This is a genomic window from Legionella sainthelensi, assembly GCF_900637685.1.
GTDB classification, from domain to species: Bacteria; Pseudomonadota; Gammaproteobacteria; order Legionellales; family Legionellaceae; genus Legionella; species Legionella sainthelensi.
This window is the reverse complement of sequence record NZ_LR134388.1, coordinates 417,021-429,263: the sequence shown is the minus strand read 5'-3', so window position 1 is coordinate 429,263 and position 12,243 is coordinate 417,021. Positions and strand designations below refer to the sequence as shown.

The window sequence follows — 12,243 nt, the reverse complement described above, 5'->3', positions numbered from 1 at the left end:
GTTAAAACATATTTTTTTGCAATGCACCATAAAAAGGATCATTAAGACTTAACCTTTAAATATACTTTGCCATTGTTGCATCATTTTTTGCATTTGTTGATTCCAGGTTTCAGTTGCCTGGGCATAAGGATTATTTTGCAATGGCTTCTCCATGACTTGAAACATTTGCTCCATCATCTGTTTTAACGAGGCCTGCATAGGATGATTTGCTAATGATATAATTTGTCGTAAAATTTCAGGGGATAAAAATTGAGTGGTTCCCGCCTCCATCTCAACAATAATCTGCAATAAAATGGAGTTAGTTAAATCTTTTCCTGTGAGAGAGTCTTCTACTTTAAATAATACATTATCGATAACATAATGTTGCAACTCTTCAAGAGTAATATACTGGCTAGTCTCCGTATCATAGAGCCGACGATTTTTATATTTTTTAATTAAACGAGTCATATTTCTCTCATATAGCGAAAAAGATCTTAGTTGCATTTATTCATAAAGAAAATACTGAAATTCTAATACATATGAAGGCCACCATTGATACTCAAATTAGCCCCAGTTATATATCGACTTCTTTCGCTAATTAAAAATTCAACTGCCCAAGCGATTTCCTGAGTTTCGGCTAAGCGCTTTGCAGGAATTTGGTCAATAATTGCTTCGAGGATATCAGGTCTAATCCCCTTCATCAGTCGCGTATCAACATACCCTGGAGAAAGACTATTCACAGTAATATTTTTACCCATTAACTCTTGTGCTAAGCTTTTCGTAAATCCATAAACACCTGCTTTTGATGCTGCATAATTCGCTTGGGAAAATTGGCCTTTTTGCGCATTCACAGAAGAAACATTAACGATTCGACCGTATTCGTTTTGTCTCATGTTTTCAACTACATGGCGAGTCACATGAAACATTCCATCCAAATTAACAGTAAGCACTTCATCCCATTGCTCTTTAGTCATTTTAGTAAATACAGCATCTCGAGTAATTCCGGCATTATTAATCAATACATCAATATTGCCGTAGTCTTTAATAAGCGAAGAAATAACATTGCCACATTGCTCATAATCCGTCACATCCATATGGCGAAAATGAATATTCTTATACCCTTGTTCCTTTAATTCATTTTCCCATGCTTGGCCTTGCTTTTCCGAAATCAAATCAAGGGCAAAAACATGGGTATATAATGGATCTAATTCTTGGGCTATCGCAGTACCAATATCACCGGTACCACCAGTAATCAACGCCATATTATTTTTGTGCATACAATTCTCTATTCTTTAAAAAAGGACGGGCTAAAAATAACTGATATCCTGGCTTTTAAACCAGGACATTATCATTTACATATACTGACCACCATTAATATCCAAATTAGCTCCGGTGATAAAACCACTTTCAGGGGATACTAGAAAAGCGACGGCATCAGCAATTTCTTTAGGCTGACCCAAACGTCCAACGGGGATACTCGATATTATTGAATTTAGAACATCTTCTTTTAAAGACGAAAGCATAGGCGTTTCGATGTAACCTGGAGAAATCGTATTCACAGTAATGCCCTTACTTGCTACTTCTAACGCCAAGCTTTTGCTGAAACCATATAAAGCAGATTTAGTAGAGGCATAATTACATTGACCAAATTGTCCTTTTCGTCCATTGATAGAAGAAATACTTACGATACGACCATAACCTCGATCAATCATTATGGGAATAATATTACGAGTCATATTAAATACACTCGTTAAATTAGCCTCAATAACGCTATGCCAGTGTTCAGGAGTCATTTTTCGCAAACTACAATCATGAGTGATGCCTGCATTATTCACCAAAACATCAATACGCTGATAGCGTTCCATAACAAGAGAGATTAATTTTTCACAGTCTGCAAATTGAGCTATGTCTCCATAAACGATATCAAGATCAAAACCTAGCTTTTTTTGTTCTTCTTGCCATTGTTTCGCTTCTTCATGTTTCCCATTCTTAAAATAACATGCTACAACCTGGAAGTCGGAAGCCAATCGCTGGCAAATAGCGGTACCGATTCCTCCAGTTCCTCCAGTTACTATTGCTACGCCTTTCATCATAAACAACTCCCTGTTATTGCGATAATAAATAGTGTTATAGAAAATTTAAACTAAAAACCCATCACTTTTAAACGATTGAAATGATGGGTAAGAAAAATGGCAAATTAATTACTTGTAAACAGGAACATATCCCTTTATTTGTTGCGCAAATTGCTTTAAAACTTCAAGACCAGACTCTTCTGCCTGCCGACACCATTGCTGCAAGGCGTCAACTAACTCTTTTTGAGTAGATGCTGTTTTTAGCCAAATGTTTTGTAATGACTGCTTGTAGGCATAAACAACACGCAACTGTTCACGAGCTTCAAGCAAATTTGATAAACGAATTTTTGCTTTCGTAGTCAACAAGCAATTTTCACGCCTCAAAAGACTTCCGGCACGAGAAAAGAGCTTTTTATCTGCTTTACTTTCAACACCAGTACTTTTTTCTTGTTGAAGTATTGGTCTAATCACGCCTTTATAATAATTTGACATCACCTGGAATCGGTTAGAAACAACTGCTTTCACTGTATCTAAATCGATCTGTAACTTACCTGCGTCCATGGCAAGCTTAGGTGGCAATTTTTTAACCTTAGCCAAACCTAAAAAGGAAAGAATGCGAATATACATCCAACCTATATCAAACTCCCACCATTTTACTGAAAATTTTGCTGATGAAGCAAAAGTGTGGTGATTGTTATGCAACTCTTCTCCACCGATCCAAAAACCCCAAGGAAAAATATTTCTTGCCGCATCAAAGCATTCAAAGTTTCTATATCCCCAATGATGCCCAATACCGTTAATGACTCCAGCAGCAAAAACAGGTATCCACAACATTTGGATTGCCCAAATAGTAATTCCTGGCGCACCAAATAAAAACAAGTCCATTAAGAACATGAGCCAAATTCCTTTGGCAGAATGACATGAATAAACCTTGCGCTCTAGCCAGTCAGTAGGCGTGCCGTGAGAGTATTTAGCAACCATCTCTCTATCCTTACGCGCTGCTCTATAAAGCTCTGCACCCTCCCAAAATACTTTTTTAATACCAAAAACCACAGGACTATGGGGATCCCCTTCTACGTCTGCTGATGCATGATGTTTGCGATGAATAGCTACCCAATCTGCTGTAACCATTCCAGTAGTTAACCATAACCAACAACGAAAGAAATGGCTGACAATAGGATGTAAAGTCAACGCTCGATGTGTTTGATTTCGGTGAAGATACAACGTTACTGCTGCGATAGTAATTTGCGTCAAAATCAATGTCGCAATGACATATCCCCAAAAAGACAGGTTTAAATAACCAAAAACCATAATTACCCCACTAACATGCAAATTAAAAAAACTCTTCCCTTAGTTGAATCATCAATAAATGATCATACGTCCTTATATTATATATGATACTAAGAATAACACAATTTTGCGCTTTACATTGCAACATTTAATTAAGTAGCCGATAATTATAATAATCAAGATTAGGAATAATGATATGAATGAGAAATTTCCGTTTGCAAAAATTTTTGAGACCCTAGTCCCGTTCGTTATAGCCGGGATGGCAATTGCATTGTTCTTAGGCCTATTATTCATGTTCTCGTATGTTTTAATTTGGGGCATTATCATCGGCGGTACCCTGTGGGTCATAGCGACAATAAGACAAATTCTCTTTTCAAACACCAAAACGACCACAGATGTAGTCAAAAAAAGTGAAGGAAGGATTATTGAACACAATGACAAAAAATAATGCCAGAACTGCCCGAGGTTGAAACTACAAAAGAAGGAATTAAACCCCATCTACAAGGACAAATAATTAGCAATATTAGCGTTCATAATCCGAGGCTTAGGATACCTGTACCTAGTCACTTAAATGAACTGTGTGTTGGTAAAGAAATTATTGCAATTACTCGTAGAGCGAAATATATATTAATCCACCTATCTCAAGGGTATCTGCTCATTCATCTAGGAATGTCGGGGCACTTAAGAATGGCGGAAGGCGGTACCCCCCCTAAAAAGCACGATCATATTACCGTAGCTCTAACGAATAATCTTTTATTACGCTTTTATGATCCCAGACGATTTGGGCTATTTCTTTACATCGATAAAGATCCATACGAACACCCACTTCTCGCTCATTTAGGCAAAGAGCCTCTTTCAGATGAATTTAACGGCCATTATTTATTTCAAAAAGGAAAAAATAAAAATAAACCAATTAAATCATTCATCATGGATAATGAGGTTGTCGTAGGTGTAGGAAATATCTATGCCACAGAGAGTCTTTTTTTAGCTAAAATTCATCCAGGCACCCCCACGAAAATACTTTCTGAAGAAGCTCATCTCAACTTAGCCACGCACATTAAAGAAGTACTACAGCAAGCTATAGCGTGCGGAGGTACTACTTTAAAAGATTTTTATGCTTTCGACGGCAAACCCGGTTATTTTAGCATTTTACTTAAAGTATATGGCCGAAAAAATCAACCGTGTATGCAATGCCAGCATCCAATCGAGTCAGTTATTCTTGGAGGGCGTAACTCTACTTTTTGTCCTAAATGCCAAAACTGGGGCCTCTAACAAGAAAAACTAGACTCCATTCACCGTTGTCAAATAGGTTTTTTATAATACTAAAAAACGTTCTGGGCAATCCATTCAACTTGCGTTATATTAGCGCTAACTTACTTTATCCCAACGATAATGAAAATAAATCAATTTAGAACTGCCTGGGTTATTTGTGCTTTAATGTTTTATACGGCAGTAACTAGTATTCGCTGTATCTTTAAGTATTTTCTTAGTACATTAAACCGCTCGTGGACTGATAAGGCACTACACCATTGGGTTGATCAATTATTAAATGAAGTACAAGTTGAATATAAAGTTATCAATCCCTTAAATATTCAGCCACAAGCAGGAAAAGCGACCATTATAATGTGTAATCATTCGAGCGCCTATGATATCCCACTTGCTTTTAAGGCCTTTCCAAACCACTCCATTCGCATGCTTTCAAAAAAGGAGCTCGCAAAAATTCCTTTAATGGGCAAAGCAATGGCAGCAGCAGAGTTTCCTTTTATAGACAGAAAAAATAAATACCAGGCTATTAAGGATTTAGCTTTTGCCCAGCAACTCATGGAAAGTGGGATTGTCATGTGGATTGCTCCTGAAGGCACTCGTTCTAAAGATGGACAACTTGGCCATTTTAAAAAGGGAGGTTTTATTACAGCAATTCAATCTAAAGCCACAATTATTCCTATAGGAATCCGTGGAGCAAATAATATTCTACCCGCCCGGAGTTTTAATATCCATTTAAAGCAAAAGGCAGAAATTCATATAGGCAAACCAATAGATGCATCTCAATTTACTTTAGGAAATAAAGAGGAATTGATTAAACAAACTTTTATTACAATCAAAGAGTTAATTGGTGAAAGTAATACACCATAGTATGCACTGGCATTAAGTGAAAAGGCATAGTTACCCTGCAAATCCAGATGATCTGGTTCGATGTCACATCCCTTTGCTGTTGGAGGGAGAAGAATTACAGAAATATCCTTAATACCTTACCCCATACCCTCTTTGTTGGTTCACAATTGATGCGGCCAAGCCGATATTACGTGGATCAGATGCGGCAGTTAATACATTGCTTTGCTTATCCCACGTAATCGCTTGCATATCACCATAATATTGTCCTAATGGCATTAAGTGATATCCCATTGCTTTCAAACCTTCTTGAATTGCAGGGGGAAATGTATCCGGTTCAAACTGCAGAATATCAGGTAAATACTGATGGTGGAAGCGCATAGCAGAGACCATACTGATAGCTCCATATGCGTCTTTAAACACCAAGGATGCAATTAATATCATAGTAGGGATGCGGCTACCTCCTGGAGTGCCTAAAATCGCAACTCGTCCCGGTAACTCAAGGAAAGTAGGCGCCATACTTGAAACAGGTCTTTTGCCAGGCTCAATAGAATTTTTATCAGCCCCAACGATACCAAAAACATTTTCTTCGCCTACTTTACTTGAAAAATCATCCATTTCATCATTCAACAAGATGCCAGTACCTTCAGCAACAACGCTCGAGCCAAAAATGTAATTTATTGTCATCGTTGCAGCAACACGATTTCCTTCTGCATCAATAATCGCGATATGTGTTGTACTTGTAGAGCCGAGTGATTTAGTTGTGGCTTTTTTTGGTTGTTTTTGTAACACTGAGCTCGCAGTAGCTTTAGTTGGAGAAATTAAGGCGCTCAATTGTTTACCATTCTCTGCAGAAATTAACTTCTGAACAGGAATATTCACAAAATCAGGATCTCCTAGAAACTCTTCCCTTTGCCAATAAGCCAGTCGCATAGATTCAACCAGATAATGTATCCATTGCACTTTAGAAAATGAATCAAGAGAATAGTGCGACAATATATTCAACATCGTTAATAAAGCAATGCCGCCTGCCGAAGGTGGTGGCGCGGTAATAATAAGCATATTATGGTAAGCCCCTATTAAGGGTTCTCTGACCTTAATCCGATATTGGGCTAAATCAGCTAATGTCCAAATACCACCTGCCGCATTAACACCTTTAACTAATTGTTCCGCCACTTCACCCGTATAAAAGCCCAGCTCTCCGTTTTTAGCTATTAACCTTAATGTTTTCGCCAAATCTTTTTGTACTAAGCGCTCACCGATTAAATAAGGTTGTCCCTCTTTTAGAAAAATTGCTGCGGTAGCTGGATATTTCTTAATTTGATTCAATCTATCTTCATTCTTTAAGAACGTATAAAGCTGCTTATCCACTGCAAAACCCTCTTCTGCCAATCTAATAGCAGGGGCAAGAGTTTTTTCCAAAGATAATCGTCCATAGTTTTTTGCAATATATGCTAAAGCAGCAGGTTCACCAGGAATTGCTGCGGCCAATCCCCCATTAAGTGATAAACCCGGGATCACACTGCCATCGGGTGCCAGATACATGTCCTTTTTAGCAGCCATAGGTGCTGTTTCACGAGCATCAATAAAAATATTCTTATGTTCTTTCTCTTGATGCAACAACCAAAATCCTCCACCTCCCAGCCCAGAATGATAAGGTTCAACTACAGCCAACACCGCGGATACAGCTACAGCTGCGTCAAAAGCGTTCCCTCCCTGAGCTAGAACTTCAAGCCCTGCATTGGTAGCTAATGGATTAGCACTTGCAACCGCATAACCAGGAGGTTGTGCGTTATATTGCCCCGCAAAACTATTTGTAGAGGCGTAAAGTAAATTAGCACTGAGTACAAGACAAATGCTCTTATGAACTTTACGTAGCGTGATTTTCATTTTGTCTCTTTTTTAATTCTCTAACGACGCATGCGGGAACAAACTGAGAAATATCTCCATCTAAAAACGCAATTTCACGCACTAAAGTAGATGAAATAAACATTAAATTTTCTGATGGCGTTAAAAAGATAGTTTCTATTTTTTTTGATAATTTTCTATTCATTCCAGCCAATTGAAATTCATATTCAAAATCGGATACCGCTCGTAACCCCCGCAGAATAATTCCAGCATTTTGTTCTAATACAAAATCAATTAATAAGTTCTCAAAACCTAGAACACAAACTCCAGGCAAGTGTTCAAGAGACTCTTTTAATAGATTGATTCTCGTCTCCATAGGTAAAAAAGGACGTTTTGACCTATTGCTTGCTACACCCACCACAATTTCAGGGAAAATTTTAGCCGCTCGGCTGATAATATCAACATGTCCATTCGTAACAGGATCAAATGTACCAGGATAAATTGCTTTTAATTTCATTATGGTTAAGACTAATTGCATATAGCAACAGTCTAGCGTATTGTTAATCGAAAAACTACAAAAAAGGACTTGAGGTGATCAATGAATAATTTAAAAAAATTAACAATAATTCCTATTTGTCTATTAACCGCCTGTGCTCCTCCTCGGCCAGCAGCGGAATTACCTGAAAATAAGGTCATGCCAGTAGAGCAACGTAAAGAAAAAACCGAAACTATTTCCTCATGGGAAATTCGGGGTGCGATGGCTGCTAAAAGTAAATCTAAAGGGTGGTCAGCTACAATGAACTGGGTTCAAAATGGCCCCAATACGTATCAAATTCGTTTAATGGGTCCTTTAGGAGGCGGAACGGTACTAATCGACAAAAAAGGGAATACAATCACTTTCCAAGATGGCCCCAAAAAAATTACCTCACACAATGCTGACGAATTACTTGCCGAGCAAACTGGAATTAAACTCCCTGTAAACAATCTTTATTATTGGGTCAGGGGATTACCGGCACCCGGTTCTATTGCAGCAGAACATCGAGATCAATATAACCATCTAACCCAATTAAAACAAAGTGGATATACCATTAATTTTGCTAAGTACACTTCTGTCAAAGGCACTGATCTTCCAAGTATGATTCACCTACAAGGAAATGGAGTGATGGTTAAAGTGGTTATTCAAAATTGGACTGTATAAACTTTTTCAGTTATTTGCTAGTAGATGAGCCCTATCAAAGGCTCATCCTATATGTTATTCTTTGTCTGATGTCAATTCCTAGATTAGTTAAAAAATACAAAAAATTATTGCATTCAAAGTTGACATGTTTCAAAAACCACTGCAAAATACGCAACACATTTGTAGGGATGAACGTAGTTAATGCACGGAGTATTTTTAGAATCTACAAATTTTAGGGGTGTCGCCAAGCGGTAAGGCACAGGGTTTTGATCCCTGCATACCTAGGTTCGAATCCTAGCACCCCTGCCACTTTCTTGTTGATTCAAGTAAACAGACAGCAGAAGATAACCTGGAAGGATGCGTTCTTGTAATGCTCAAATAATAATAATATCTTTTTGGCTGTCTTCTGCTATGTGTTTAAGTTAAATGATTAACCTAGATCGAAGGCTTTATACACATGTCCACAATGATGATTTTTTCCGGAAATGCAAATCCGGAGTTAGCACAACAAATTTCTTCTCATTTAAAAATACCTATTGGCCAAGCAACTGTTGGTACTTTTAGTGATGGAGAAACAATGATTGAAATTTTAGAGAATGTCCGTGGTAGGGATGTTTTTATAATTCAATCCACCTGCGCCCCATCAAATAATAATTTAATGGAACTATTAACAATGGCGGATGCATTAAGAAGATCATCTGCAGCGCGAATTACAGCAGTGGTTCCATACTTTGGTTACGCGCGTCAAGATAGGCGTGTCCGCTCTGCGCGTGTTCCTATTACGGCAAAAGTCGTTGCTGACATGATGGCATCCGTAGGTATTTGCCGAGTTCTTACAGTTGATTTGCATGCTGATCAGATCCAAGGCTTCTTCTATATGCCCGTTGATAACGTCTATGCTACCCCGATACTTCTTGATGACATTACAAAACAAAATTTAAAAAATATAATGATCATTTCTCCCGATGTAGGTGGCGTTGTTAGAGCTCGAGCTGTGGCTAAACGACTTGATCATGCGGAGCTATGTATTATTGATAAACGCCGTAGTGGTCCAAATAAATCTGAAGTAATGCATATTATTGGTGATCCTACTAATAAAAGCTGTATTATTGTTGATGATATTGTTGATACTGCTGGTACTCTTTGCTCTGCGGCTCATGAACTCAAAAAAAATGGAGCTCACAGTGTAAGGGCATACATTACTCATCCTGTATTATCTGGACAAGCAATAAATAATATTAAAAACTCTTGTCTTGATGAAATAGTAGTAACTGATACCATCCCTCTATCTGCTGAGGCGCGAAAATGTGAAAAAATTCGTGTTGTCAGTTTATCTGAGATGCTTGCACAAGCCATTAAACGAGTCAATATAGAAGAATCCGTCAGTTCCATGTTTGCTGAATAAAGTAGCGTCTGTAGCCTTGAACCAGGCTACGGATTTCTCAAGCCTGTCATTAATACATAGCTAAAAATAAATCAAATATTATCATTTTTATAGTATAAACGATTATGCTTATGCGATAGTAAGCATTCACACAATTTGTTACTTTGTTAAAACAACCTAAGAGAGATTGAGTTTCGAGATCAACTCTAAATGTTTACAAAACGCCGACTCCTGTTGTTGCAGAAAGTGATACTCCTCTAAGATGCAGCAATTTTGCTTAACGGATCGGACAATAGAGCACAAGTGGCGACGATTCTCTGAATGCTACATACGTTATGTGAGGGCGATCAATACAACAATACAATGGATAAAAAAAGGAGCTTAAGAGCTCCTTATGAAACTTAAATATAAACTAATCACGAGTACCTACATACTTGTCATCAAAATAACGGCGCAATTTAGTTCTTAAGGTTCCTCGACTAATACCTAGCATTATTGCAGCTCGGGATTGATTATACTTGCAATGCTCCATAACAGCACGAAATAACGGGGTCTCAATTTCTTCGAGTACAAACTGGTATAAGTCAACAGGATCAGTTCCTTTAAGTTCTGAAAAGTATTTTTGCACTGAAAGAGTTACGCTTTCAGCCAGAGAAGCGGTGTTATCCACTACTTCATTACTGATTGTTGTCATTATTATTAGCTCCTCTTTTTAAAAAAAGTATATTACCGAATCAAGCCTCTTGAAACAAGAGCCAATGAAAAAATCCGCATTAAAAATCAATAATCAATATTAATTACAAATTTAAACAGTTCCAATTAGGTGTAGATTTGCTTTTGCAAGCTACACCTAACAAAACATTTTAATATTCCTCTAGAACTTCATCATTGAAGGGTCATAAGGTTTGCCATTAATTATAAATTTACCTTGCTCTAGAGAGACTTCGATGACGTAATCTGTACCTTGAACAATAATTAAACCAGATTGCTGTAATGCATTTAATTGCTTTTGAGTTTGCATATCAGCTAATTGTTCTGCAGTTGGTGCTGGCTGATTCGTTTTACCTGTAGTTTGATTCGCATTTTGACTGGCCTGCAATTGCTGTACTAAGGTTTGTTGTAAATCAGGCTCTTTAGCTAACTGCTGCATAATTGATTGTTTCAAGATTTCTTTTACTGCTTCAGCAGGAACTTGTAATTTAGCTTTACCCTCAATTTTTTGCATTAATTCGAAAGGATTAGAATTCTCTCCTTTAGGTAATGTAACATAAAGGTTTCCTTCAATCTTTCCTTGAGGAATTTTGAAGCTGAGTTGAGAGATTTCAAACTCTGCTCCCTTACTAAATAACTTTGGTAATTCAGGCAACAAAGCGAGCATTGCTTGTTGGCGTTGCACTTCATCACCATTTTGCATAGCCCGTGTTTGTTCATTGATCTTAGCTAATACATCAGCATCAAGATTTCTTAACGCGACTTCTAAATCTCCAGGACCATAATTTTGGCCATTGGCTAACATGGATTTTAAGCTGACATTAAAATGTGTATTGAAGAGGTGTTGCTCAATATCGCTATCAGATTTAATGACGAGCCCATTGATCTCAAACATCTTTTGATCTTTAACAAAAACATCAAAAATTGGTAAACTAAAGTTTGCATCACCCAAATACAATCCGGCAGAGGTTTCGTGCAAATCATAATCACTACTCACCTTGCTTAAAGTGATTTTCGTATCATCTTTAATTGCATTTAATCCAGCTAAAACAACATTACCTTTAACCTTTGTCACTCCCGAAGTCATGGTAGTACTGGAGTCCATCCCTAACCATTCAAAGTTACCAGAGCCATCTTTTGCAACTAATTTAAATGTAGGAACTTTAAAGTCAACCGTACTTTCATTAATGTAATTAACAAAGATACTTAAATCCAATTGTGGTTTTATTGAGTCTTGTGTGAATTGTGCATTAAACTGATCGTTATATTGGGGTGGGAATGGGAATAGCGCTTCTGCATATCCTAATCCAAAGCGTATATGATTATTAGCAAAAATAACCGGACCATGATGAATTGTTAATGGCATTTCAGTCCTGTAATCTTGGGCAGGAAGCGTTTGAGATTGGCCATTAGCATCTGTTACAACACGCTCAGGAACATGTAAACGCCATTTAATTTTAGCTTCGGAATTAAACATTCCTCTGTGGTAATTTTCAATTTCAGCATACAAGCCGTTTGATTGATCAATTACTTCAATAGTCTTTCTGATTGACTTTTCAGTAAGAACACCCATGCCATAATATCCGCCTAGAATTAGAACGGCCAGGATAATCACTAATCCTGCAATTTTTTTCATTCTGTTCTCCATGTTATTAATTCACTACAACAAACTG

Annotated in this window: 13 protein-coding genes and 1 tRNA gene; 6 read left to right on the top strand and 8 right to left on the bottom strand. The window is 37.5% G+C overall.

Annotated features, from left to right (window positions below; genetic code table 11):
- Positions 1-48: 48 nt before the first annotated feature.
- The 4 genes from EL220_RS01870 to EL220_RS01855 form a co-directional block, all read right to left on the bottom strand.
- Complete coding sequence (locus EL220_RS01870; RefSeq protein ID WP_027270951.1) at positions 49-447, bottom strand: polyhydroxyalkanoate synthesis regulator DNA-binding domain-containing protein; 399 nt, start codon at positions 445-447, stop codon at positions 49-51.
- A gap of 62 nt (positions 448-509) precedes the next feature.
- The gene (phbB, locus tag EL220_RS01865; RefSeq protein WP_027270950.1) at positions 510-1,256 is read right to left on the bottom strand and encodes an acetoacetyl-CoA reductase; all 747 of its coding nucleotides are present in this window, start codon (positions 1,254-1,256) and stop codon (positions 510-512) included.
- Positions 1,257-1,331: 75 nt separating this feature from the next.
- Positions 1,332-2,072, bottom strand: a complete 741-nt coding sequence (gene phbB / locus EL220_RS01860) for an acetoacetyl-CoA reductase (protein ID WP_027270949.1) — start codon at positions 2,070-2,072, stop codon at positions 1,332-1,334.
- 108 nt (positions 2,073-2,180) lie between these two features.
- Positions 2,181-3,362 carry a DesA family fatty acid desaturase gene (locus EL220_RS01855; RefSeq protein ID WP_027270948.1) on the bottom strand — a complete coding sequence of 394 codons (1,182 nt, stop codon included), beginning with the start codon at positions 3,360-3,362 and terminating at the stop codon, positions 2,181-2,183.
- A 175-nt stretch (positions 3,363-3,537) separates the two neighbouring features.
- Here EL220_RS01855 and EL220_RS01850 point away from each other — a divergent pair, with 175 nt between their 5' ends.
- From EL220_RS01850 to EL220_RS01840, 3 genes are all read left to right on the top strand, one after another.
- Positions 3,538-3,789 (top strand): hypothetical protein, encoded by a 252-nt coding sequence (locus tag EL220_RS01850; protein WP_027270947.1) that lies wholly within the window; start codon positions 3,538-3,540, stop codon positions 3,787-3,789.
- A complete protein-coding gene (gene mutM, locus EL220_RS01845; protein ID WP_027270946.1) occupies positions 3,789-4,613 on the top strand; it encodes a bifunctional DNA-formamidopyrimidine glycosylase/DNA-(apurinic or apyrimidinic site) lyase in 825 nt (274 codons plus the stop codon). Before EL220_RS01850 ends, mutM begins: the two co-directional genes overlap by 1 nt.
- Before the next feature lie 120 nt (positions 4,614-4,733).
- Positions 4,734-5,474: a lysophospholipid acyltransferase family protein gene (locus EL220_RS01840; protein ID WP_027270945.1), complete on the top strand. Its 741-nt coding sequence runs from the start codon at positions 4,734-4,736 to the stop codon at positions 5,472-5,474.
- 108 nt (positions 5,475-5,582) lie between these two features.
- On the opposite strand, the gene ggt is transcribed toward EL220_RS01840, so the two are convergent.
- Both ggt and coaD read right to left on the bottom strand, forming a co-directional pair.
- Positions 5,583-7,340 (bottom strand): gamma-glutamyltransferase, encoded by a 1,758-nt coding sequence (ggt, locus tag EL220_RS01835; protein ID WP_027270944.1) that lies wholly within the window; start codon positions 7,338-7,340, stop codon positions 5,583-5,585.
- Positions 7,321-7,836 (bottom strand): pantetheine-phosphate adenylyltransferase, encoded by a 516-nt coding sequence (coaD, locus tag EL220_RS01830; protein ID WP_027270943.1) that lies wholly within the window; start codon positions 7,834-7,836, stop codon positions 7,321-7,323. Before coaD ends, ggt begins: the two co-directional genes overlap by 20 nt.
- Positions 7,837-7,896: 60 nt before the next feature.
- Between coaD and lolB the strand changes: the two genes are divergently transcribed.
- From lolB to EL220_RS01810, 3 genes are all read left to right on the top strand, one after another.
- Complete coding sequence (gene lolB, locus EL220_RS01825; RefSeq protein WP_027270942.1) at positions 7,897-8,496, top strand: lipoprotein insertase outer membrane protein LolB; 600 nt, start codon at positions 7,897-7,899, stop codon at positions 8,494-8,496.
- A 213-nt stretch (positions 8,497-8,709) separates the two neighbouring features.
- Positions 8,710-8,784 (top strand) — tRNA-Gln (locus EL220_RS01820).
- Between the two features lie 148 nt (positions 8,785-8,932).
- A complete protein-coding gene (locus EL220_RS01810; protein WP_027270941.1) occupies positions 8,933-9,880 on the top strand; it encodes a ribose-phosphate pyrophosphokinase in 948 nt (315 codons plus the stop codon).
- A 391-nt stretch (positions 9,881-10,271) separates the two neighbouring features.
- Here EL220_RS01810 and EL220_RS01805 read toward each other — a convergent pair whose 3' ends face one another.
- Complete coding sequence (locus EL220_RS01805) at positions 10,272-10,553, bottom strand: helix-turn-helix domain-containing protein (RefSeq protein ID WP_003633193.1); 282 nt, start codon at positions 10,551-10,553, stop codon at positions 10,272-10,274.
- A gap of 180 nt (positions 10,554-10,733) precedes the next feature.
- On the bottom strand, positions 10,734-12,206 hold the full coding sequence (locus EL220_RS01800) for a YdgA family protein (RefSeq protein WP_027270940.1): 1,473 nt from the start codon (positions 12,204-12,206) through the stop codon (positions 10,734-10,736).
- Positions 12,207-12,243: the final 37 nt, after the last annotated feature.